The sequence below is a fragment of the Herbaspirillum sp. VT-16-41 genome (genome assembly GCF_001994935.1).
In the GTDB taxonomy this organism is placed as follows: Bacteria; Pseudomonadota; Gammaproteobacteria; order Burkholderiales; family Burkholderiaceae_D; genus Herbaspirillum; species Herbaspirillum frisingense.
The window spans coordinates 39,100-62,734 of record NZ_MUXB01000014.1 but is presented as its reverse complement, the minus strand read 5'-3'; the positions used below and the strand labels follow the sequence as shown (position 1 = coordinate 62,734).

The window sequence follows — 23,635 nt, the reverse complement described above, 5'->3', positions numbered from 1 at the left end:
TGTGTGGAGGTGGTGCTGAAGCCGCCTATCTTACCGTGCCTTGCGCCGGGCCACCGTTCGCGCAATTTTGTTCAATACAGGGATCGTCGTCCTGCCTAGCATGCGCCTCTTTCGATATAGCCCGACGAGGCGAGGAGGCATGCTCATGTTCTGGTCTGAATTTCTGTTGCTGGCCGGCGCACATCTGCTGGCGCTGGCCAGTCCCGGTCCGGATTTCCTGTTGCTGGCGCGTAGCAGTCTGCGTCACGATCGGACGTATGGGTTGGCCGTGAGCCTGGGCATCGCGCTGGCCAATGGGCTCTATATCGCGCTGGCCATCGGCGGCTGGAGCGTGCTGCAGGACAGTCCGGCGCTGCTGGTCGCCTTGCAGTGGCTGGCCAGCGGCTACCTGGCCTGGCTGGGATGGATGTTCATACGCGCCAGCCGGGCACCCGCCGACTGGCCGGACATGGTGGCGATTGCGCATGCGCAGCGCGTATCACCCCTGCTCGGCATGGGCGCGGGCTTCCTGTCGGCACTATTGAATCCCAAGAATGGCTTGTTCTACTTCGGCCTCTTCACCGTGATCGTGGAGGCGCACACCGGGCTGGGCCGCAAGCTGTTCTATGGGGTGTGGCTGGCGTGTGCGGTGCTGGCCTGGGATGCGGCGCTGGTCTGCCTGATCGCGCGGGAAAAGGTAGTGGTCGCGCTGGGCCGGGCGATGCCGTTGATCGAGCGCTGCGCCGGCCTGCTGTTGCTGGCGGCCGCCGTGGCCCTGGCGGCCGGGCGCCTGCGCTGATGTCCTCAGGGCCTTGCGTATTGCAGGGGCGTGACGGCCACACGGGATTTGAAGACGCGATGGAAATGGCTCTGGTCGGCAAAGCCGGTGTCGTAGGCGGCATCGGCCGCACTCGCCCCCTGACGCAGCAGCACGCGTGCCTGGCGGATCTTCATGTCCAGTTGCAGTGCATGGGGCGTCATGCCGAAGCGGCGATTGAACTGGCGGATCAATTGATATCGGCTGGTGCCGGCGATGGCGGCCAGGGTGTCGAGCGTGATGCGTTCACGGCAATGGGCCTGCAGGAAATCATGCGCGGCCTGCAGGCCGTCGCTGCCTTGCGTGGCCATCGTGGTCATGGTGGCCATCGTGAGGGGGCTGGCGCAGGTTTCTGCGCATAGCTGCATGAGTTCGTGCAGGCAAGTGATGATGTCGGCCTGCAGGTCGGCGTGCAGGTCGACCTGGTGGGCGTCCAGGGCCGCTGTCATGCGGTTGAGCAATTGGACCGCCGAGGCAGAGCGCAGCACCTGAGAATCCATTCTCTGGAGCAGCCCGCGGGTGCTCGGGGTTTCATCGAGCAGCCTGGCCAGCCAGTGCACATCGAGGTGGAACATGCGATAGCTCCAGCGCTGCAGTTCGGCCGGATTGCAGCTATGCACATCACCGGCTCTGACCAGTACGACATCACCGGGGACGATGGCCATGCTCCGGCCCGCCACGGAAAAGACGCTCTGGCCGCCATCGACGATGCCGATGGAAAAGCTGTCATGCGTATGCGGGGCATAGCAGGACAGGCTACCGGTGGCGCGCCGGCCTTCGAGGAAGGGCAGTTCGGGCGTGTGCCAGAAGTGTTGGAGAGGCATCATGACAGGGTTGGCGAGAGTCGCGGTGGGCCATTTTAAGATAAAGTATCCGCTTTGCCGTCCTGGCCGTTTTCCCGCGCCTTTGCTGCTGTCCTGCCGGTGTGCGGCGCATGGTACGTCTTCCATCCCGTTTTTCCGATTTTCATCCCTGTTTCCTTGCTCCGCTTGCCATGACCACCTCGATCGTCCGCGCCGCCTGTCCTCATGATTGCCCCGATACCTGTGCCTTGCTGGTGACCGTCAAGGACGGCGTCGCCACCGAGGTGCGTGGCGACCCGGATCACCCGCCCACCTCCGGCGTGCTCTGCACCAAGGTTTCACGCTATACCGAGCGCACCTATCACCCTGACCGCCTGCTTTATCCCATGCGCCGGGTGGGCAAGAAGGGCGAGGGCCGGTTCGAGCGCATCAGCTGGGAAGAGGCGATTGCAACCATCGCCCAACGCCTGGGGCAGATTGCCTTGCGCGATCCCCAGGCCATCCTGCCCTACAGCTATGCCGGCACGATGGGGCAGGTGCAGGGCGAATCGATGGCCGGGCGTTTCTTCAATCGTCTGGGGGCGTCGCAACTGGAGCGCACCATTTGCGCCTCGGCCGGCGGCGCCGGTTATCGCTACACCATCGGAGCGCGTATCGGTACCGATCTGGAGCAGGTCGACAATGCCCGGCTGATCCTGATCTGGGGTGGCAATCCGATCGCCTCCAACCTGCATTTCTGGACCCGGGTGCAGGCCGCCAAGCGGAATGGTGCACGCCTGATCGCCATCGATCCTTATCGCTCGCTCACAGCCGAAAAGTGCCACCAGCATATTGCCCTGTTGCCGGGTACCGATGCGGCCCTGGCGCTGGGCATGATGCATGTGCTGATTGCCGAGGACCTGCTTGACCACGATTACATCGCCCGTCACACGCTGGGCTTCGATCAGTTGAAAGAGCGCGTGGCGGAATGGACGCCGGCCCGTACCGCCGAGGTCTGCGGCATCAAGGCCGAAGAAGTGCTGGCGCTGGGGCGTGAGTACGGCCGCGTGGCGCTGGCCGGCGAAGGCGTTTTCATCCGCGCCAACTACGGCTTGCAGCGCGTGCGCGGCGGCGGCATGGCGGCACGCAACGTGGCCTGCCTGCCAGCCCTGGTGGGGGCCTGGCGTCACGCCGCCGGTGGCATCCAGCTGTCGGTGTCGGACAGCTTCCCCAAGGATGCGGCGGCGCTGAGTCGGCCCGACCTGGCCGCGCGTCATGGCGCCCCGGCCCGCGTCATCAACATGAGTACCGTCGGCGATGATCTCCTGAAGCCGGCGTCGCCCGAGTTCGGGCCCCAGGTGGAGGCGGTGATCGTCTACAACTCCAACCCGGTGGCGGTGGCACCGGAGTCGGCCAAGGTGGCGCAGGGCTTCGCCCGCGAGGACCTGTTTACCGTGGTGCTGGAGCACTTCCAGACCGATACCGCCGACTACGCCGATATCCTCTTGCCGGCCACCACCCAGCTGGAACACATCGACGTCCATGCCTCCTACGGTCACGTCTACATGCTGGCCAACAATGCGGCCATTGCGCCCATGGGCGAGGCCAAGCCCAATACCGAGATCTTCCGCCTGCTCGCTGCGGCCATGGGGTTCACCGAGGACTGCTTCCGTGACAGCGATGACCAGTTGGCGGCGGTGGCCTTCCGGCGTGATGACCCGCGCAGTGGCGGCTACGACTGGCAGGTGCTCAAGGAAAAGGGCTGGCAGCGTCTGGACATGCCGGTCGCGCCGTTTGCCGAAGGCGGGTTTGCCACGCCCTCGGGCAAGTGCGAATTCTATTCGGCGCAGATGAAGGCGGCCGGTCTCGATCCGTTGCCGGCCTATATCGCGCCCTACGAGTCGGTGGCCAGCAACCCGGAACTGGCTGCCCGCTATCCGCTGGCGATGATTTCCCCGCCGGCGCGCAATTTCCTCAACTCGTCCTTCGTCAACGTGCAGAGCCTGCGCGATACCGAGGGCGAGCCGCATCTGGACATGCACCCGCAGGACGCCGCTGCCCGCGGCATCGCACAAGGCGATACGGTGCGCGTGTTCAATGATCGCGGCAGCATGCAGGCGCGCGTGCGTGTGACGGAAAAGGCACGCCCGGGTCTGGTGGTGGGGCTGTCGATCTGGTGGAAGAAGTTTGCCGCCGATGGCAAGAACGCCAACGAGGTGACCAGCCAGCGCTTGACCGACATGGGTAACGCGCCCACCTTCTACGACGTGCTGGTGCAGGTGGAAAAACTGCAGCAGCCGGTTGTGGCGCACTGAGTCCCTGCATCATGCTGCGCAGGGGCATGCTGGTGCTGGCGCTGGGCGGATTGCTGGGTTTGGGCGCGTGTTCATCGGTGTCCTATTACGCCCAGGCCGCGCATGGCCAGTTCTCCCTGCTGGCGCAGGCCCGGCCGCTGGATGACTGGCTCGCCGATCCCGCCACCCAGCCGGCGCTCAAGACCAAGCTGCAGACGGTGCAAGAGATTCGCCGCTTTGCTGTGGTCGAACTGGGCTTGCCCGATAACGGCAGTTACCGCAGCTATGCCCAGCTGGACCGGCCTTTCGTGCTGTGGAACGTGGTGGCCGCACCGGAACTCTCGCTCAAGGCGAGGCAGTGGTGTTTTCCCATTGCCGGTTGCGTGGACTATCGCGGCTATTACAGCCAGCAGGCGGCCCAGGACTACGCCGCCGCGCTGCAGCGGGACGGCTATGACGTCCAGGTGGCAGGAGTACCGGCCTATTCCACGCTGGGCTGGTTCGATGATCCGGTCATCTCCACCTTCATCCAGTATCCCGACGGTGAACTGGCGCGGCTGATCTTCCATGAACTGGCGCACCAGACTGTCTACGCTCGGGACGATACGCCCTTCAATGAAGGTTTCGCGGTAGCGGTCGAGGAACTGGGGCTGGAGCGCTGGCTGGCGGCGCGCCACGATTCTGCTATGACCGAGGCGTATCAGCGCTATGCGCAGCGCAAGCGGGAATTCCTGGCGCTACTGGACAAGTACCGCGCCCAGCTGAAGGACAACTACGACAGCGATGCCAGCGATGCCGTGAAGCGCGATCGCAAGGCCGCCATCTTCGCCGCCCTGCGTGCCGAATACGCGACGATCAAGAGCACACGCTGGAACGGCTATGCCGGCTACGACCGCTGGTTCGCCATGCCGTTGTCGAACGCGCATCTGGCCCTGGTCGGTGCTTATCACGACATGGTGCCGGCTTTTCGGCGGCTGTTCGAAAACAGTCGAGGTTTTCCTGATTTCTATGACAAGGTCCGGCGACTGGCGCGCATGGACAAGCCCGCCCGGCACGCCGCGCTGGGCGATGCGCCCTTGACCACGGGCAAGGCGGCGCCAGAAACATTTCCCACCGACACCATTGGGCAGCCCAAACGGGATGCAGGCGGGTATCATCCCGGGTGATTTGGCCGGTCTGTCCAGGCGCGGCCTTCATCATTACCCGGCGCGAAGTACCCCCGAACGGAGGGCATTTCACAAAAATTCACTTAATTCGGGCGCAAAGTGCTTGCCCCGCGGTCGAATGCTGGATAGCATCTGCGTTAAATAAAAAAACACTCGTGCTTTTTTTTGCTGTGCGCGCCAAGCGGTCGCAACATGACACCGCCCAGCCCCAGCGCACGTTATGACCGGAGACAGAGGACACACTATGGAAAGATTCTGGCTTGCATCCTATCCTGCAGGCGTTCCCGCGGACATCGACCCCGGCCGTTACGGCTCGTTGGTACAGATGATCGATGAAGCCTTCACCAGGCACGCCGACCGCAATGCCTACGTCTGCATGGGCAAGTACCTGCGTTACAGCGAACTGGATACCATGTCGCGGGCGCTGGGCGGCTGGCTGCAGGGACTGGGGCTGCAGAAGGGCGCCCGGGTGGCGATCATGATGCCCAATGTGCTGCAGTATCCGATCGCCATCGCGGCGATCCTGCGGGCCGGTTATACCGTGGTCAATGTCAATCCGCTCTATACAGCGCGCGAGCTGGAACATCAGTTGAAGGATTCGGGCGCCGAAGCCATCTTCGTGCTGGAAAACTTTGCCTGCACGCTGCAGAAGGTGGTCGCCAATACCAGCATCAAGCATATCGTGGTGGCCAGCATGGGCGAGTTGCTGGGCACGCTCAAGGGTGCCATCGTCAACCTGGTGGTGCGCCACGTGAAGAAGCTGGTGCCGGCCTGGTCGCTGCCCAACGCCATCAGCTTCAGCCGTGCCTTGTCGCAAGCGCAGGGCAAGCAGTTGCGGCCGGTCAGCCTGACGCCTGACGACGTCGCCTTCCTGCAATACACCGGTGGCACCACCGGCGTGGCCAAGGGCGCCGTACTGACCCACCGCAATCTGGTGGCCAATGTGCTGCAGGCCGAGGAATGGCTGACCCCGGCGCTCAAGGCCGGCAAGCCCATCGACCAGCTGGTGTTCGTCTGTGCCTTGCCGCTGTATCACATCTTTGCGCTGACTGTCTGCAACATGCTTGGCACACGCGAAGGCGCGCTCAACCTGCTGATTCCCAACCCGCGTGATATCCCCGGCTTCGTCAAGGAGTTGGCCAAGTACAAGGTCAATACCTTCCCGGCAGTCAATACGCTCTACAACGCACTGCTCAACAATGCCGATTTCGCCAAGCTGGATTTTTCCGGCTACCGTTGCTGCGTGGGCGGTGGCATGGCCGTGCAGCAAAGCGTGGCCGACAAGTGGAAGAAGCTAACCGGCTGCCCCATCATCGAAGGCTATGGCCTGTCGGAGACCTCGCCGATCGCCAGCGCCAACCCCTGCACCATCGAAGAATACACCGGCACCATCGGCCTGCCGTTGCCCTCGACCGAGATCGCCATCCTCGACGACGATGGGAATCCGGTGCCGCTCGGCCAGCCGGGCGAGATCGCCATCCGCGGTCCGCAGGTGATGCCGGGTTACTGGCAGCGCCCCGACGAGACGGCCAAGGTCATGACGCCGGACGGTTTCTTCAAGACCGGCGATATCGGCATCATGGATGCCCTGGGCTACACCCGTATCGTCGACCGCAAGAAGGACATGATCCTGGTCTCCGGCTTCAACGTTTATCCCAACGAGATCGAAGGGGTGGTGGCGCAGCATCCGGGCGTGCTGGAATGCGCCTGCGTGGGCGTGCCGGACGAACATACCGGCGAGGCGGTCAAGCTCTTCGTGGTGCGCAAGGACAAGTCGCTCACCAGCGAGCAATTGATGGCCTACTGCAAGGAGCAGTTCACCGGCTACAAGAAGCCCAAGTACATCGAGTTCCGTGATGAGCTGCCCAAGACCAACGTCGGCAAGATCCTGCGTCGCGAGTTGCGCGACGAGCCGGCCAAGGCCCAGCAGAAACGGGCTGCCTGACCGGATAAACATCGTAGCGCTCCAATGAAAAATCGCTGCCGGATCACTCCGGCAGCGATTTTTTTTCGGGGCGGGAAAGATCAGTCCGGCACGGGCGTGATCACCGGCTTGCCACTGAAATGCGCCTGCAGGTTGTTGAAGGCCAGATCGGCCATGGCGGTGCGTGTGACCAGTGTGCCGCTGGCCATGTGCGGTGTCAGCACCACATTCTCCTGGGCAGCCAGTTCGGCGGGGATATTTGGCTCGTTCTCGAACACATCCAGACCAGCGCCGGCGATGGTGCCGGCCTTGAGCGCAGCGATCAGAGCGGTTTCATCCACCACCGAGCCGCGTGCCACGTTGATCAGGAAACCCTTGGGACCGAGCGCATCCAGCACGTCTGCATTGACCAGTGCACGGGTACCGGCGCCGCCGGGGGTGATCATCACCAGGAAATCGACCGCCGCCGCGAGCGACTTGATGTCGCCGAAGTAGGTGTAGGGAACGTCCTTGCGCGAGCGATTGTGATACGCGATCTCCATGTCGAAGCCGGCGGCGCGGCGGGCGATGGCTTCGCCGATGCGACCCAGTCCGACGATGCCCAGCCTGGCGCCGCTGACCTTGGTGGTGAAGGGGAAGGGGCCGTTCTTCCACTCGCCACTGCGGGCGAAACGGTCGGCGCGCACCACGTTGCGTGCCACGGCCAGCATCAGTGCGATGGCCATGTCGGCCACGTCATCGGTCAGCACGTCGGGGGTGTGGGTGACATGGATGCCGCGCTCGCGGGCGGCCGGCACATCCACGCCGTCGTAGCCGACGCCGAATACCGAGACGATTTCCAGCGCCGGAAAGCGCGCCATGAATTCCCGCCCAACCTTCGCCTCGCCATTGGCGGCGATGCCACGCACCTGCGGGGCGATGGCGGCGAGCTGGTCGTCGCTGAGCTGGTCCAGCACAAGGTTGTGGCAAGTGAAATTCTGTTGCAGCAGATCCAGCAGATGCTGCGGCAGGCGGGCGACGATCAGGATGGTGGGGCGGTCGTTGGAAGTCATGGTCACAGGAGAGGAAGCGGTGATGGAGTCGTTACGATACGGACTATCGATACGCCACGGGCTGAAATCTTTTCAAGCCTGCAGCGGAATCTGTGGCTACAGCGCCGGGCTGAGGCTGCCCTGGCCGGCCGAGTCCAGCGGCGGCAAGGGACGTGGCTTGCGGCTTTCGTCGGTGGCCACATAGGTCAGCGTGGCCTCAGTGACCTTGACGATCTCGGTCTGCAGCCGGTTGCGTTCGGCATAGACTTCGACATTGACCGTGATGGAGGTATTGCCGACCTTGACGATGTCGGCATAGAAGGACAGCAGGTCACCCACGAAGACCGGATTCTTGAACAGGAAGGAATTGACCGCGATGGTCGCCACCCGGCCATTGGCACGGCGCGTAGCCGGCAGCGATCCGGCGATGTCCACCTGGGCCATGATCCAGCCACCGAAGACGTCGCCATAGACGTTGGCGTCGGACGGCATGGGCATGACCCGCAGTTGCGGCGCCTTGCCGGGCGGGAGTTGGGGGACGGTATGGGACATGCATGACTCCTTGGAGAGGGGAAGCCCCGGCGCGCTCGCGGGATGGCTCTTATAATCGGGGTTTGCGGTGTTGCGGGTTTGTATCGAAACCGACAGGCCCTAGTGTATCGGATGTCGGTCTTTTGTTGCGCCGCCTCCGAAGTCGGCTCTGCGCCGTCTGCCGCCGCCTCCCTATTTCCAGGTCCGTCCCCATGCGTCGTTATCCCAATTCCTCTGCCTCACCTCAAGCACCGATCAAGCGCCAGCGTGGCGACTGGGATGTGGTCAAGACCCTGTTGCCCTACCTGTGGACCTACAAGTGGCGGGTGATGCTGGCGCTGGCCTTCCTGGTCGGCGCCAAGCTGGCCAACGTCGGCGTGCCGCTGGTGCTCAAGAAGCTGGTCGATGCCATGACCATCACCGCCGCCCATCCGCAGGCGCTGCTGGTGTTGCCGCTGGGCCTGCTGGTGGCCTATGGCGCGCTGCGACTGGCGACGGCGCTCTTTACCGAACTGCGGGAGCTGATGTTCGCCCGCGTCACCCAAAGGGCGGTGCGCACCATTGCATTGCAGGTCTTCCGTCACCTGCATGCCCTGTCGCTGCGCTTCCACCTCAATCGCCAGACCGGCGGCATGACGCGTGACATCGAGCGCGGTACCCGTGGCGTCTCCACGCTGGTGTCGTACACGCTCTTTTCCATCCTGCCCACCATCATCGAGATCGTGCTGGTGCTGGCCTACCTGGTTACCCATTACGACATCTGGTTCTCGCTCATCACGGCCGGTGCGCTGGTGCTCTACATCCTGTTCACCATCACCGTGACCGAGTGGCGCACGCACTTCCGCCGTACCATGAACGAACTCGATTCGAACGCCAATACGCGTGCCATCGATTCGCTGCTCAACTACGAGACGGTCAAGTATTTCGGCAACGAGGAATTCGAGGCGCGCCGCTATGATGAAGGCCTGCAGCGCTACGAGCGGGCCGCCGTGAAATCGCAGAGTTCTCTTTCGCTGCTCAATACCGGACAGTCGGCCATCATCGCCATCGCGGTCACGCTGATCCTGTGGCGCGCCACCGCCGGTGTGATCGATGGCAGCATGACCCTGGGCGACATGGTGCTGGTCAATGCCTTCATGATCCAGCTCTACATCCCGCTGAACTTCCTGGGTGTGCTCTATCGCGAGATCAAGCAGAGCATGGCCGACATGGAGCGCCTGTTCTCGCTGCTGGAAGAAAACCGCGAAGTGGCTGACCGCCCCGGTGCACAGCCCCTGCGTACGCAGGGCGCGGAGCTGCATTTCGAACACGTCGATTTCAGCTACGAGCGCAATCGCCAGATTCTTTTTGATGTCGATTTCAAGGTCCGGGCCGGCACCACCACCGCCGTGGTCGGCCACAGCGGCTCGGGCAAGTCGACCTTGTCGCGGCTGCTGTATCGCTTCTATGACGTCGACCATGGTGCCATCCGCATCGATGGGCAAGACCTGCGCAATGTCACGCAAGCCTCGCTGCGCCAGGCCATCGGCATCGTGCCGCAGGATACGGTGCTGTTCAACGACACCATCGAATACAACATCGCCTATGGCAAGCCCGGCGCCACGCGCGAGCAGATCGTGGCGGCGGCCAAGGCGGCCTATATCCATGACTTCATCGAGTCGCTGCCCGACGGTTATGCCAGCATGGTTGGCGAGCGTGGCCTGAAGCTGTCCGGCGGTGAGAAGCAGCGCGTGGCCATCGCCCGCACCCTTCTGAAAGATCCGGCCGTCCTGATCTTCGATGAAGCGACGTCGGCCCTGGATTCGCGTGCCGAACAGGCGATCCAGCAACAGCTCGAAGAGATCGCGCGCGAACGCACGACGCTGGTCATCGCACACCGGCTTTCCACCATCGTCAATGCGCAGCAGATCCTGGTGATGGACCATGGCCGCATCGTCGAGCGCGGTACCCATGCGGGCTTGCTGATGGCCGATGGTCTGTACGCGCAGATGTGGCTGCGCCAGCAGGCGGGAGGTGACGAGGACAGTGCCTCCGCCGCACCGCTCAAGGAAGGCGAAGCGGTGCTGCTCGCGCCCGATGCCGAACCCAGTGTATTGAGGCCGGCCGAACAGCGCTAGCAGGGCCACGTGCCGACGCTGCTTGCGCCGGCACGGGCGCAGCGGCACAATTCGCCATTCGACCTAGAACGGGAAGTGGGCGGGCAATGGAAAGCAAATGGCTTGAGGATTTCGTCTCCCTGGCGGAAACGCGCAGTTTCAGTCGCTCGGCCGAGTTGCGGCACGTGACGCAACCGGCTTTTTCGCGACGTATCCAGTCGCTGGAGGCCTGGCTGGGTACCGACCTGATCGACCGTACTTCCTATCCCACCCGCCTCACGCCGGCCGGTGAAGTGTTCTACGAGCAGGCCGTGGCCATGCTGGGCCAGATCAACAATACCCGGGCGCTGCTGCACGGCAAGCGACCTACCGCCCAGACCACCATCGACTTCGCAGTCCCGCATACGCTCTCGCTGACCTACATGCCGAAGTGGCTCAGCTCGCTGGAGTCCGGCTTCGGCTCCATCAATACCCGCCTGATCGCCCTGAATGTGCACGATGCCGTGATGACCATCGTCGAAGGCGGCTGCGACCTGCTGTTGTGCTATCACCATCCACGCCAGCCGGTGCAACTCGATGCCAGCCGCTACGACATGCTGACCATGGGAACCGAGACGATGCGTCCCTACTCGCGTTGTGACCGGCAGGGCCGGCCCGACTACCTCTTCCCCGGCAGCGCCAAGGCGCCGCTGCCGTTTCTTTCCTACACCAGCAATGCCTATCTGGGGCGCATGGTGGAATTGATGATGGCCGATACCAAGCGGCCGCTGCACCTGGCCAAGCACTACGAGACCGACATGTCGGAAAGCCTGAAGATGATGGCGCTGGAGGGCCATGGGGTGGCCTTCCTGCCGGAGTCCTCGGTGGTCCGGGAAGTGCGAAATCGGCAGCTGGCACGCACGGATGGCCCGACCGGCGAGTGGGAGGTGGAGATGGAGATCCGCCTCTACCGCGAACGTCCCACCCCGCAACGCACCGGCAAGGCACTGGTGGCGCGCCTGTGGGAGTACCTGGTCGACCTGGATACGCAGCGGCAGGGAAAGCTGGAGCGTGATGAGCGCCAGAAGGTGGCGGCAGGCAAATCCGCCCGTGCGGCGGAAAAACGCGAATCCTGAGCCGGAAAAAGGGTGGGGTGATCGCCGCAATCGCGCTTTCATCAAGGGTTACAGAAGGTTATGCATGGATTGCATAATTGCATGCTCACAAAGCATTAGCCTTGTTTTGGCCGGCTGGCTACGATGGCGGCGCTGAATCGGACCGGCACGAATTTCCAGTAGACGCAGGAGGCGTCGTGCTGGCAGGACGTGCTCCGTCCCGGCCCGTGCAGACGCCTGTGGCGCTGCTTGCAGGCTGGCGCCGACGGAGTAACATGCCCTGGCGAACTTCGGAATTCGGAAGCCTTTTGTCCTGACCTGCACGGAACTCAAAGGAGCGATTGCATCATGTCGAACGTACCTAATCACGAAGTGCCTTCCTATCTCGTCCCGCACGGCATCGGTCCGTGGGGCGTCTACCTCGAGCAGATCGATCGTGTCACGCCCTACCTGGGTTCGCTGGCGCGCTGGGTGGAAACCCTGAAGCGCCCCAAGCGCATCCTGGTGGTGGACGTACCCATCGAGCGTGACGACGGCACCATCGCTCACTTCGAAGGTTATCGCGTGCAGCACAACACCTCGCGCGGCCCCGGCAAGGGCGGCGTGCGTTTCCACCAGGACGTGACGCTCTCCGAAGTGATGGCGCTGTCGGCCTGGATGACGGTCAAGAATGCCGCCGTGAACGTGCCTTATGGTGGCGCCAAGGGCGGTATCCGCGTCGATCCCAAGACCCTTTCCCGTGGTGAGCTGCAGCGCGTCACGCGTCGCTACACCAGCGAGATCGGCATCATCATCGGCCCCAACAAGGACATCCCGGCGCCCGACGTCAACACCGATTCGCAGATCATGGCCTGGATGATGGATACCTATTCCATGAACCAGGGCAGCACCTCCTCGGGTGTGGTCACCGGCAAGCCGATCTCGCTGGGCGGCAGCCTGGGTCGCCATGAAGCGACCGGTCGCGGTGTGTTCGTGGTGGGTTGCGAAGCGGCTGCCAAGCGCGGCATGGACATCAAGGATGCCAAGGTCGCGGTGCAAGGTTTCGGTAACGTCGGCGGCATCGCTGCACGTCTGTTTGCCGAGGCTGGATCCAAGGTGGTGGCAGTGCAGGATCACGTGACCACGGTGTTCAATGCCGGTGGCCTGGACGTGCCGGCGCTGCAGGCGTATGTCGCCAAGAACGGCAGCGTGAAGGGCTTCGAAGGTGCAGACGAGATTGCCGATCGCGCCCAATTCTGGTCGGTCGACTGCGACATTCTGGTGCCTGCTGCACTGGAACAGCAAATCACCGAGGCCAATGCCAATCACATCAAGGCCAAGATCATCCTGGAAGGCGCCAATGGCCCGACTACCCCGGCCGCCGATGACATCCTGCGCGACAAGGGTGTGCTGATCGTGCCGGACGTGATTGCCAACGCCGGTGGTGTGACCGTGAGTTACTTCGAGTGGGTGCAGGACTTCTCCAGCTTCTTCTGGACCGAAGACGAGATCAACCTGCGCCTGACCCGCATCATGCGCGAAGCCTTTGCCGCGGTCTGGCAACTGGCCGAAGAAAAGAACGTATCGCTGCGTACCGCGGCCTTCATCGTGGCATGTACTCGCGTTCTGCAGGCCCGTGAAATGCGTGGTCTGTACCCGTAATGCGATAAAAGAACAGTCCGGGCAACTGGACCTGGGCGGCCCAAGACGACGCATGAGAGATCGTCGGCCGCATGAGCTCAGCTCTAGGAGGAGACGTGGTGGCTGTGCGTACACGCACCGCAGGCCAGCCAGCCTTGCGGCGCAGGATCATCATTGACCAACCCGGCATTTCCATGCCGGGCGCTGCTGCATGTGCGCTCCCGGTTTGCGCCAGCGATGCCAACCTGATTGCGGTTGCGTCGCATCGTTCGCATTGCTCTCCCGCCTCTGCCTTCCTCCCGCTTTTCCCCTCTCTCCCCGAACTACTTCATCGCCCTGCAAGGCGCTCCCGTACTGGTGTTGCGCCGGTCATGGGCAAACCGCGCCTGCGCGCTTCAGGTCTCCATGGCTGCGTCCCCGCGCACCGTGCAGAGGCATTCACGGATCTTATTTCTGGCATGGATATTGCTGACAGGAACACTGTCGCTGCCGTGACGCCACGCGCGCCACATCGCAGTTTCCGGCCTGCTCCAGTGGGTGCCAGTGCGGCTGCTGGCCGAGAACTGCATCATCAGGGAAGTTGCGTATTGCCTGACCCGGTGGCATATGTCGTACAATGCGCCCGCCGCCTGTTGCGCATGGGTAATTTGTCTGCAGCGGGTCCACCGTGGGGGTGGTCTTCGAAAGAAGGCGCCAGGTGTGGATCAAACAATGCTGGCAAAGATCCTTGTTAGCACACAGAATAGGCAGCACGGCAGAGAACAATAACAGGCTCGTCAATACGGCCGGCCAGCCCGGTTCCGGGCGCCGCGCAAGCGGTTTCGGAATGGGGCTTTTGATACACTACGTAAAAAATTTTTCCAGGAGGTCACACAATGAAGTTATTGAAGCTAGCAGGGGTTTTGGTTGGGGCAAGCGTGCTGATGAGCTCGGTGCATGCCGAGGAATTCACTGGCCGTCTGAAGAAGATCAAGGACTCCGGCACCCTGACGCTGGGCGTGCGCGATTCGTCGATTCCTTTCTCGTATCTGGATGACAAGCAGTCCTATCAAGGCTACTCGATCGACCTGTGCCTGAAGGCAGCAACTGCGATCCAGAAGAAGCTGGGTCTGACTTCGCTGAACATCAAGATGGTTCCGGTGACTTCGGCCACCCGTATCCCCCTGATCGCCAACGGCACCACCGACATCTCCTGCGACTCCGCGACCAACAACCAGGAACGCTGGAACCAGGTGGCCTTCTCGATGACCGAGTTCGTGACCGCCAACAAGTTCCTGTCCAAGAAGTCGGCCAATCTGAAGACTCTGGATGACCTGAAGGGCAAGACCGTGGTCTCGACCTCCGGCACCTCCAACCTGAAGCAGATCACCGCGCTGAACGCCGAACGCAACTTGGGCATGAACATCCTGGCTGCCAAGGATCACGCTGAAGCCTTCCTGATGGTGGAAACCGGCCGTGCCGCCGCCTTCGTGATGGATGACATCCTGCTGTCCTCGCTGGCGGCCAACTCCAAGGCGCCTGCCGACTACCAGGTCTCTTCGGAAGCCCTGTCGGTCGAGCCGTACGGCCTGATCCTGCCGAAGGGTGACAACGACTTCAAGAAGGTCGTCGACGACGCCCTGACCGTGGTCTACAAGGGTGACGACATCAAGAAGATCTACGCGAAGTGGTTCCAGTCGCCGATCCCGCCCAAGGGTGTCAACCTGAACGTGCCGATGAGCCCGCAACTGCAGGCAGTGATGGCCAAGCCGACCGATTCCTACGATCCGGCCGCCTACGCTGTGGTGCCGGAAGCCCAGAAGAACATGGGCAAGAAGAAGTAATCGGCGCATTTCCTGGTGCAATCTGACGAAACGGGGGCCTGTCCCCCGTTTTGTTTAGCCGGTGTCAAAGCGTTTGCCATGGGGCAAGGCGTTTTTCCACGTCACCGGACCTGACCCTACAAGAAGCGGCGCGGCATTTGCCTGGTGACCGCGCCCGACAGATAAAACGACTCGACACAGACTCGAACCACAGACGAGGCCATTTATGCACTACAACTGGAACTGGGGAATCTTCTGGGAGATGTCTCCCGATGGCATCCCCTATATCGATACGCTGCTGGCAGGCCTGAAATGGACACTGGCCACCGCCGCATGCGCCTGGATCATGGCACTGATCCTGGGCACCATCTTCGGTACCTTGCGTACCACCACCAAACCATGGGTCGTGCGCATCGCCAACGGCTATGTGGAACTGTTCCGCAACATTCCGCTGCTGGTACAGATGTTCCTGTGGTACTTCGTGATGCCGGAACTGCTGCCCGGCGCCCTCGGCGACTGGATCAAGAGCCTGCCGGACGCGTCCTTCGTGACCGCGACCCTGGCCTTGGGCTTCTTCACTTCCTCACGTGTGGCCGTGCAGGTCACTACCGGTATCCAGGCATTGCCGCGCGGCCAGCGCATGGCAGGTGCGGCACTGGGCCTGACCCCGGTGCAGACCTATCGCTACGTGCTGCTGCCGATGGCCTTCCGCATCATCATCCCGGCGCTGACCAACGAGTTTGCCGCGATCATCAAGAACAGCTCGGTGGCGCTGACCATCGGCCTGGTCGAACTGACTGCCGCGACCTACTCGATGCGTGAGTTCACCTTCCAGACCTTCGAGGCCCTGACCGGTGCCACCATCATCTACCTGATCATTTCCGTCATCGCCCTGTTCATGGCGCGCCTGCTGGAAAAGGTCACCGCCGTCCCGGGTTACATCACCGGCGGCAGCACCAGCGCAGGAGGGCATTGATCCATGTTCAGCAATTTCGATTTCGACGTCATCCAGCGCTCCTGGGTCTATCTCTTTACGACCGGCCTGAAGTTCACCCTGATCCTGACCTTCTCGGCCATGCTGGGCGGCATCATCCTGGGTACGCTGCTGGCGATGATGCGTCTGTCGTCCAACAAGCCGCTGTCGTTCATCGCGACCACCTACGTCAACCTGATTCGCTCCATTCCGCTGGTGCTGGTGATCTTCTGGTTCTACTTCCTGGTGCCCTTCATCGGTGCCTGGATCATTGGTGCCTCCGAGCCTATCCAGGTCGGGGCGTTCCAGTCGGCCCTGATCACCTTCATCCTGTTCGAAGCGGCCTACTACTGCGAGATCATGCGTTCGGGCATCCAGTCCATTCCGCGTGGCCAGGTGTTCGCCGGTTACGCCATCGGCATGAACTACTGGCAGATGATGGGCAACGTGGTGCTGCCGCAGGCCTTCCGCAACATGACCCCGATCCTGCTGACCCAGACCATCGTGCTGTTCCAGGACGTGTCGCTGGTGTACGTGCTGGGTTCGGTGCCGGACTTCGTCACCAGCGCTTCCAAGATCGCCCAGCGTGACGGTCGTCTGGTGGAAATGTACCTGTTCGTGGCCGTGGTCTACTTCGTGCTCAGCTTCGGTCTGTCGACCCTGGTCAAGCGCTTCCAGAAGAAGATCGCCATCATCCGCTAAAGCCTATGACGGCCGCCGCCCAGGGAGGCTGGCGGCCCAGTGAATTCAGAAATCCAGGAGAATCAAATGATCGAACTCAACAATGTCAGCAAGTGGTACGGCAGCTTCCAGGTCCTGACCGACTGCTCGACCTCCGTCAAGAAGGGCGACGTGGTGGTGGTGTGCGGCCCGTCCGGTTCCGGCAAATCCACGCTGATCAAGACCGTCAACGGCCTGGAGCCGTTCCAGAAAGGCACCATCACCGTCGATGGCGTTTCGGTGGGTGACCCCAAGACCAACCTGTCCAAGCTGCGTGCGCGCATCGGCATGGTGTTCCAGAACTTCGAACTGTTCCCGCATCTCTCGATCCGTGAGAACCTGACCATCGGCCAGATCAAGGTGCTGGGTCGTTCCAAGGAAGAGGCGACCGAGAAGGGCCTGAAGTACCTGGACCGCGTGGGCCTGCTGGCGCACAAGGACAAGTTCCCCGGCCAGCTTTCCGGTGGCCAGCAGCAGCGTGTGGCGATTGCCCGCGCCCTGTCGATGGATCCGATCGCCATGCTGTTCGACGAACCGACCTCGGCGCTGGACCCGGAAATGATCAATGAAGTGCTGGACGTCATGGTCGGCCTGGCCCAGGAAGGCATGACCATGATGGTCGTGACCCACGAAATGGGCTTCGCCCGCAAGGTCGCCAACCGTGTGGTCTTCATGGACAAGGGCCTGGTCGTGGAAGATTGCGCCAAGGACGAGTTCTTCGCGCAACCGCGTTCCGAGCGCGCGCGTGACTTCCTGGCCAAGATCATCACGCACTGATCTTCAGCCCGTCAGCATCAGGTCAAGGGCCGCTCCGGCAACGGGGCGGCCCTTGTCGTTTGGGCTACATCAAAAGCGGGTGGCGGCAGGGCGCCCGGAGCGCTTGACGGCTACGGTAGAATGTCGCCCTTGAAGACATCGCGGCTGGCTCTCCACAGCCCGCATGGCCGGGATGCCTCGCCTTACTCCCACTCCAGACCGAAAGATCATTGCAATGAGCAACGTACTGACCATCACCCGCCCGGACGACTGGCACTTGCACCTGCGCGACGGTGCCACCATGCGCGACGTGCTGCCGCACACCGCGCGCCAGTTCGCGCGCGCCATCGTCATGCCCAACCTGAAGCCGCCGGTGACCACCACCGCCCAGGCTGGCGCCTATCGCGACCGTATCCTGGCGGCGCTGCCGCAAGGCATGGCCTTCGAGCCCTTGATGGTCCTGTACCTGACCGACAATACCCCGCCGGAGGAAATCCGCCGCGCCAAGGAGAGTGGCTTCGTCAAGGCCGTCAAGCTCTATCCTGCCGGTGCCACCACCAATTCGGATGCCGGCGTGACCGATCTTTCCAAGTGCTACAAGACCCTGGAAGTGCTGCAGGAAGTGGGCATGCCCTTCCTGGTCCACGGTGAGGTGACCAATCCCGAGATCGACCTGTTCGACCGCGAAGCAGTGTTCATCGACCGCATCATGAAGCCGCTGCGCCAGGCCATGCCGGAGCTGAAGGTGGTCTTTGAACACATCACCACCAAGGACGCGGCGGACTACGTACTGGCCGGCGAAGGGCCGACCGCCGCCACCATCACTGCGCACCACTTGCTGTTCAACCGCAACGAGATGTTCAAGGGCGGCATTCGCCCGCATTACTACTGCCTGCCGGTGCTGAAGCGCGAGACCCATCGCCAGGCCCTGGTGGCCGCCGCCACCTCCGGCAATGACAAGTTCTTCCTCGGTACCGACTCGGCCCCGCATGCCAAGGGCGCCAAGGAACATGCCTGCGGCTGTGCCGGCTGCTACACCGCGCTGCACGCGCTGGAACTCTATGCGCAAGCCTTCGACGCCGCCGGCGCACTGGACAAGTTCGAGGCCTTCGCCAGCTTCAACGGCCCCGACTTCTACAATCTGCCGCGAAATACCGGGACCGTCACGCTCAAGCGCGAAAGCTGGTCCATCCCGGCCGAGCTGCCGATGGGCGATGCCACGGTAGTACCGCTGTCGGCCGGCGAACAGATCAACTGGAAGATGGTCTGACCCCCACAGGGCGGCAGCCCTGTTCCTTCGTCCCCGGCCATTGTCGCGTCAGATGATGGAGGCCATCGCCGGGATGTCCTCAACAACGAGAGAAAGGCGAGCTGTATGCAATTCGTCGATGAACTGATTACCGATTTCGACAAGGCGCTGCGCGTGATCAATGGCGTGGTGTTCGAGAGCCGTCCCAACCCGGGGCGCGGCCTGCCGGACGGGGTCATGAACGAGGCCGAGAAGCGTCACGCGGCCGGCCTGATGCGGGTCAACAATGTGGGTGAGGTGTGCGCCCAGGCGCTGTACGACGCCCAGGGCCGCTTTGCGCAGACGCCAGAGATCAAGAGTGCCTTCGTCCGCGCAGGCATCGAGGAAGAGGATCACCTGGCCTGGACCGCCGAGCGTCTGCGCGAACTGGGTTCGCACACCAGCCTGCTCAACCCCTTGTGGTACGGCGGTGCCTATGTGCTGGGCAGCATCGCCGCCCGGCTGGGGGACGCTCGCAACCTGGGCTTCGTTTCCGAGACCGAGCGCCAGGTGGAGCACCACCTGATGGGCCACCTGGAAAAACTGCCGGTGCAGGACAACCGTTCCCGCGCCATCGTCGACCAGATGCGCATCGATGAGATCGAACACGGTCAGGCGGCGCGCGACCTGGGGGCGGCCGAAATGCCGGCGCCGGTCAGGGGCTTGATGAAGGCCATGGCCAAGGTGATGACCACGGTGGCCTACCGGATCTGATCGTTACCGAATGAGCAGGAAAGAAAAAAGCGGCCTTGGCCGCTTTTTTCGTTGGTGCTGCCCGTGTTACTGCTGCTGGGTGGCGGCAGAGGAGATATCGGTCAGGTCGTCGATGATCTCGAAGGAGTGCGTCATCTCTGCGGTCTTTTCCAGCATGATCGAGGCGGAGCAATACTTGTCGTGGGATAGCTTGATGGCTCGTTCGACAACATTTGTCTTCAGATTGCGGCCGCGCACGGTGAAGTGGAAATGGATCTTGGTGAAGACCTTGGGATCGCTGTCAGCGCGCTCGGACTTCAAGGTCACGTCGCAGCCGCGCACATCCTGGCCGCTCTTGCGCAGGATCACCACCACATCGTAGGCGGTGCAGCCACCGGTGCCGGCCAGCACCACTTCCATCGGACGCGGTGCCAGGTTGCGGCCGCCGCCGTCGGGTGCGCCGTCCATCGTCAACAGGTGGCCCGAGCCCGTCTCGGCCGTAAAGGTCATGCCGGACAAGCCGGTCCAGCGCACTGTGCATTCCATCTGTATCGTCCAAATCGGTTGTGTGAGGCTGGCTATTGTAGCTTTTGCTGGCCCCGGCCGCAGCCAGGGCGGGTGGAGTAGAGCTTGCTGCGGTGAAGGTTTATGATTATTGCGGCGCAGAAAAATTGTTGAAATATTATTCAGTTATCATCCGGCGGGTGCTTGTAGATGATCATTGGAGTCAGCAGTGATGCCGCTTTCAGACGGTTACAAATAAATTTCGCAGTCGTTATTGCAATGCACAAACCGGTTTGCTATATTGAATTCAACGGAAGTTTTGCAGCACGTAACGATGTCTCCTCCACCCTCCTCATTGGTGTGGATTAAACCCGGAACCACAGTGTCCGGGTTTTTTTTGTCCATTTTTCCTGCGGGCCGCGGCCGAAGTTGTCCGCCGGGCAATGAAATCCTGCTGGATCGCGCCGCTGCCTGATCTTCGCGCCACAAATCCCCGAAACCTTTTGACGCTAAGTCCTTGAAAAGGCTATACTTGCCGGCTTTCCCATGCGCTCGGGAAGATAAAAGGATGAGTCCGCGAAGCGAAACACCAAGGACAGCCGGCAACATTGGCTGACCCGCATGACCGGAACCGCCACTTTGAGCGTTTATACATTGATAGAGAAAGTCAAACATGAAGACCTTTTCCGCTAAAGCCCATGAGGTTCAGCGCGAGTGGTTCGTGATTGACGCGACGGACTTGGTCCTCGGACGTGTTGCCAGCGAAGTGGCACTCCGACTGCGCGGCAAGCACAAACCCGAATTCACTCCGCACGTCGATACCGGTGACTTCATTGTCGTCGTCAACGCAGGCAAGCTGCGCGTGACCGGCACCAAGGCCACTGAAAAGACCTATTTCCGCCACAGCGGTTATCCGGGCGGCATCTACGAAACCAACTTCCTGAAGATGCAACAGCGTTTCCCCGGCCGTGCGCTGGAGAAGGCCGTCAAGGGCATGCTGCCCAAGGGTCCGCTGGGCTACGCCATGATCAAGAAGCTGAAGGTTTATGCAGATGGCAACCATCCGCACTCCGCGCAGCAACCGAAACCCCTCGCCCTCTAAGGAACAGACATGATCGGTAACTACAATTACGGAACCGGCCGTCGCAAGAGTGCAGTGGCGCGTGTTTTCATCAAGGCAGGTTCGGGCAACATCATCGTCAACGGCAAGCCCGCCGCCGAGTACTTCTCCCGTGAAACCGGCCTGATGGTGATCCGTCAGCCGCTGGAACTGACCGGCAACGTCGAACGTTTCGACATCAAGGTGAACGTCCACGGTGGCGGCGAATCCGGCCAGGCCGGCGCTGTGCGTCACGGCATCACCCGCGCCCTGATCGACTACGACGCCGGCCTGAAGTCGGCTCTGTCGAACGCAGGCTTCGTCACTCGTGACGCGCGTGAAGTCGAACGTAAGAAGGTTGGTCTGCGCAAGGCACGTCGCGCAAAGCAATTCTCGAAGCGTTAATCGTTTCTTGTATCACAGAAAGCCGTCGGCATGCGTGCCGACGGCTTTTTGCTTTTTGTTCGTCGGCCATTGCAGAGCTTTTGAGTGGAAGTGCGTGGCCCATCGTTGGCGATTTGAGCTGCCTGGCCGGCAGGAAAAGTCCTTGTTTCACGAAATAACTTCCTGACGGGAAATCAGCGGGAAATATTCTCCTGATAAAATGAAAAGCTTTCCAGCGCGTGTTGCACGTGCGTCCGGCGCTCGCTCGCCACGGCGATGTTTCTTCGCCTTTTTTCGCAAGGACCAGACATGATCAAGGTAGGTATCGTTGGCGGAACCGGTTATACCGGCGTCGAATTGCTGCGTATTTTCGCCACTCACCCGCAGGCAAAGGTGCAGGCAGTGACGTCGCGCAAGGAAGACGGGATGCCCGTGGCCGAGATGTATCCGTCCCTGCGTGGCCGTGTGGATGTGGCGTTTTCTTCACCTGACAAGGCCAAGCTGACCGACTGCGACGTCGTCTTCTTCGCCACCCCGCACGGCGTGGCCATGGCCCAGGCGCCTGAACTGGTGGCTGCTGGTGTCAAGGTGATCGACCTGGCCGCTGACTTCCGCATGCAGGACGTGGCTGCCTTCGAGAAATGGTACAAGCTGCCGCACAGCTGCACCGAGTTGCTGAAGGAAGCCGCCTACGGCCTGCCTGAACTGAACCGCGAAGCCATTCGCAAGGCCCGCGTGGTGGGTAATCCTGGCTGCTATCCGACCACCATGCAACTGGGCTTCGCGCCGTTGCTGAAGGCCGGTGTGATCGATGCCTCGCACCTGATCGCCGACTGCAAGTCGGGCGTCTCCGGCGCCGGTCGCAAGGCCGAGCTGAGCCTGCTGTTCTCGGAAGCCTCCGACAACTTCAAGGCCTACGGCGTGTCCGGTCATCGTCACTCCCCGGAAACCATCGAGCGCCTGTCGCACCTGACCAGCGACAAGGTCGGCCTGCTGTTCACGCCGCATCTGGTACCGATGATCCGCGGCATGCATTCCACCCTGTATGCGCGCCTGACCAAGGAAATCGACAACGCCGCCCTGCAGGCGCTGTTCGAGGCTGCCTACAAGGATGAGCCTTTCGTCGACGTGCTGCCCTTCGGTTCGCATCCCGAAACCCGCACCACGCGCGCTTCCAACATGCTGCGCCTGGCCGTGCACCGTCCGGACGGTGGTGACACCGTGGTGGTGCTGGTGGTCCAGGACAACCTGGTCAAGGGCGCGTCGGGCCAGGCGGTCCAGTGCATGAACCTGATGTTCGGTCTGGACGAAGCCACTGGCCTGCAGCAGGTCCCGGTCCTGCCGTGAAGTACCGCCTATGGCGTCAGCGCATGACGATTTCTGCGCCGAAGATGACCATCAAGCGGCACCTGCCTTGGCCCCTGATGGTCCTGCTGTGGGCAGCGGTGCTGGCCGTGGGTTCGTTGGCGGCGGTCTGGACCTACCAGCTCGGCCGCAACAACCTGCCGGGCCTGCATGGTGATACCGGCGAGCAGATCGAGCAGCTCAGCGAGCAGGTCAGGAAACTGACTGCGGAGAACGAGCGCTTGCAATCTGCCTCCAATGCGTCGCAGAATGAACTGAAGATTGCGCAGACCGCGCAGGCCACGCTGGCGACCCAGGTGAAGAACCTGGAAGCTGAAAACAACCGCCAGAAGGAAGACCTGGCCTTCTTCGACAGTCTGCTGCCGACCAATCTGGGCGCACCTGGCATCACGATCCAGCGCTTCAAGGCCGAGCAGGCGGCGCCGACCCAGCTGCGCTACCGCGTACTGGTGATGCAAGGTGGTGGGGGAACGCAACAGTTTGCAGGAAACCTACAGCTTAGTGTCAATATTGTGCAGGGCGGCAAAAATGCTACACTCAATTTTCCTGAAGGCAATGCCGCCGACCAGGCGCGCTACCGACTCGCATTCAAGTATTACCAGCGGGTCGAAGGCTTGCTGACTATCCCCGAGGGGGCCACCGTCAAATCGGTTGCCGTTCGTGTTCTCGACCGCGGCCAGGTTCGTGCCCAGCAGTCGGTAGATCTGTGAGGTGATT

Annotated in this window: 22 protein-coding genes; 17 read left to right on the top strand and 5 right to left on the bottom strand. The window is 62.1% G+C overall.

Annotation, left to right across the window (positions count from 1 at the left end; translation table 11 throughout):
• Positions 1-145 precede the first annotated feature (145 nt).
• The gene (locus BTM36_RS00410) at positions 146-778 is read left to right on the top strand and encodes a LysE family translocator (protein ID WP_077234810.1); all 633 of its coding nucleotides are present in this window, start codon (positions 146-148) and stop codon (positions 776-778) included.
• A gap of 5 nt (positions 779-783) precedes the next feature.
• Here the strand turns inward: BTM36_RS00410 and BTM36_RS00405 are convergent, their stop codons facing one another.
• The gene (locus tag BTM36_RS00405; protein WP_077234799.1) at positions 784-1,623 is read right to left on the bottom strand and encodes an AraC family transcriptional regulator; all 840 of its coding nucleotides are present in this window, start codon (positions 1,621-1,623) and stop codon (positions 784-786) included.
• Between the two features lie 167 nt (positions 1,624-1,790).
• Here BTM36_RS00405 and BTM36_RS00400 point away from each other — a divergent pair, with 167 nt between their 5' ends.
• From BTM36_RS00400 to BTM36_RS00390, 3 genes are all read left to right on the top strand, one after another.
• Positions 1,791-3,893, top strand: coding sequence for a molybdopterin-dependent oxidoreductase (locus tag BTM36_RS00400; protein WP_077234798.1), 2,103 nt, complete (start codon positions 1,791-1,793; stop codon positions 3,891-3,893).
• 11 nt (positions 3,894-3,904) lie between these two features.
• Positions 3,905-5,038: an aminopeptidase gene (locus BTM36_RS00395; RefSeq protein WP_077234797.1), complete on the top strand. Its 1,134-nt coding sequence runs from the start codon at positions 3,905-3,907 to the stop codon at positions 5,036-5,038.
• Between the two features lie 244 nt (positions 5,039-5,282).
• The gene (locus BTM36_RS00390) at positions 5,283-6,983 is read left to right on the top strand and encodes a long-chain-fatty-acid--CoA ligase (RefSeq protein ID WP_006461950.1); all 1,701 of its coding nucleotides are present in this window, start codon (positions 5,283-5,285) and stop codon (positions 6,981-6,983) included.
• 80 nt (positions 6,984-7,063) lie between these two features.
• On the opposite strand, the gene BTM36_RS00385 is transcribed toward BTM36_RS00390, so the two are convergent.
• Complete coding sequence (locus BTM36_RS00385; protein WP_077234796.1) at positions 7,064-8,014, bottom strand: 2-hydroxyacid dehydrogenase; 951 nt, start codon at positions 8,012-8,014, stop codon at positions 7,064-7,066.
• A 96-nt stretch (positions 8,015-8,110) separates the two neighbouring features.
• Positions 8,111-8,545 (bottom strand): acyl-CoA thioesterase, encoded by a 435-nt coding sequence (locus BTM36_RS00380; protein ID WP_077234795.1) that lies wholly within the window; start codon positions 8,543-8,545, stop codon positions 8,111-8,113.
• Positions 8,546-8,736: 191 nt separating this feature from the next.
• Between BTM36_RS00380 and BTM36_RS00375 the strand changes: the two genes are divergently transcribed.
• The 9 genes from BTM36_RS00375 to coq7 all read left to right on the top strand — a co-directional run bounded on the left by BTM36_RS00375 (position 8,737) and on the right by coq7 (position 19,587).
• Complete coding sequence (locus tag BTM36_RS00375) at positions 8,737-10,641, top strand: ABC transporter ATP-binding protein/permease (RefSeq protein WP_077234794.1); 1,905 nt, start codon at positions 8,737-8,739, stop codon at positions 10,639-10,641.
• Positions 10,642-10,727: 86 nt separating this feature from the next.
• On the top strand, positions 10,728-11,735 hold the full coding sequence (locus tag BTM36_RS00370) for a LysR family transcriptional regulator (protein WP_006461958.1): 1,008 nt from the start codon (positions 10,728-10,730) through the stop codon (positions 11,733-11,735).
• Positions 11,736-12,062: 327 nt separating this feature from the next.
• On the top strand, positions 12,063-13,355 hold the full coding sequence (locus BTM36_RS00365; protein WP_006461959.1) for a Glu/Leu/Phe/Val dehydrogenase: 1,293 nt from the start codon (positions 12,063-12,065) through the stop codon (positions 13,353-13,355).
• 854 nt (positions 13,356-14,209) lie between these two features.
• The gene (locus BTM36_RS00360; RefSeq protein WP_039874310.1) at positions 14,210-15,157 is read left to right on the top strand and encodes an amino acid ABC transporter substrate-binding protein; all 948 of its coding nucleotides are present in this window, start codon (positions 14,210-14,212) and stop codon (positions 15,155-15,157) included.
• A gap of 205 nt (positions 15,158-15,362) precedes the next feature.
• Positions 15,363-16,112, top strand: coding sequence for an amino acid ABC transporter permease (locus BTM36_RS00355; RefSeq protein WP_006461961.1), 750 nt, complete (start codon positions 15,363-15,365; stop codon positions 16,110-16,112).
• 3 nt (positions 16,113-16,115) lie between these two features.
• Complete coding sequence (locus BTM36_RS00350; RefSeq protein ID WP_006461962.1) at positions 16,116-16,811, top strand: amino acid ABC transporter permease; 696 nt, start codon at positions 16,116-16,118, stop codon at positions 16,809-16,811.
• 66 nt (positions 16,812-16,877) lie between these two features.
• Positions 16,878-17,606, top strand: a complete 729-nt coding sequence (locus tag BTM36_RS00345) for an amino acid ABC transporter ATP-binding protein (RefSeq protein WP_006461963.1) — start codon at positions 16,878-16,880, stop codon at positions 17,604-17,606.
• A gap of 214 nt (positions 17,607-17,820) precedes the next feature.
• Positions 17,821-18,855 carry a dihydroorotase gene (gene pyrC / locus BTM36_RS00340; RefSeq protein WP_077234793.1) on the top strand — a complete coding sequence of 345 codons (1,035 nt, stop codon included), beginning with the start codon at positions 17,821-17,823 and terminating at the stop codon, positions 18,853-18,855.
• 105 nt (positions 18,856-18,960) lie between these two features.
• A complete protein-coding gene (coq7, locus tag BTM36_RS00335) occupies positions 18,961-19,587 on the top strand; it encodes a 2-polyprenyl-3-methyl-6-methoxy-1,4-benzoquinone monooxygenase (protein WP_077234792.1) in 627 nt (208 codons plus the stop codon).
• A 66-nt stretch (positions 19,588-19,653) separates the two neighbouring features.
• On the opposite strand, the gene BTM36_RS00330 is transcribed toward coq7, so the two are convergent.
• Entirely contained in the window at positions 19,654-20,112 is a 459-nt protein-coding gene (locus BTM36_RS00330; protein ID WP_077234791.1) for an OsmC family protein, read from the bottom strand.
• Between the two features lie 207 nt (positions 20,113-20,319).
• Positions 20,320-20,745 (bottom strand): hypothetical protein, encoded by a 426-nt coding sequence (locus BTM36_RS27520; RefSeq protein WP_139347007.1) that lies wholly within the window; start codon positions 20,743-20,745, stop codon positions 20,320-20,322.
• Here BTM36_RS27520 and rplM point away from each other — a divergent pair.
• The 4 genes from rplM to BTM36_RS00310 all read left to right on the top strand — a co-directional run bounded on the left by rplM (position 20,744) and on the right by BTM36_RS00310 (position 23,628).
• Positions 20,744-21,172, top strand: a complete 429-nt coding sequence (gene rplM / locus BTM36_RS00325) for a 50S ribosomal protein L13 (protein WP_006461967.1) — start codon at positions 20,744-20,746, stop codon at positions 21,170-21,172. The genes BTM36_RS27520 and rplM overlap by 2 nt on opposite strands.
• A gap of 9 nt (positions 21,173-21,181) precedes the next feature.
• Positions 21,182-21,574 (top strand): 30S ribosomal protein S9, encoded by a 393-nt coding sequence (gene rpsI, locus BTM36_RS00320; protein WP_006461968.1) that lies wholly within the window; start codon positions 21,182-21,184, stop codon positions 21,572-21,574.
• Positions 21,575-21,862: 288 nt separating this feature from the next.
• Complete coding sequence (gene argC, locus BTM36_RS00315) at positions 21,863-22,900, top strand: N-acetyl-gamma-glutamyl-phosphate reductase (RefSeq protein WP_077234790.1); 1,038 nt, start codon at positions 21,863-21,865, stop codon at positions 22,898-22,900.
• 23 nt (positions 22,901-22,923) lie between these two features.
• Complete coding sequence (locus tag BTM36_RS00310) at positions 22,924-23,628, top strand: DUF6776 family protein (protein WP_077234789.1); 705 nt, start codon at positions 22,924-22,926, stop codon at positions 23,626-23,628.
• The last annotated feature ends 7 nt before the right edge of the window (positions 23,629-23,635 follow it).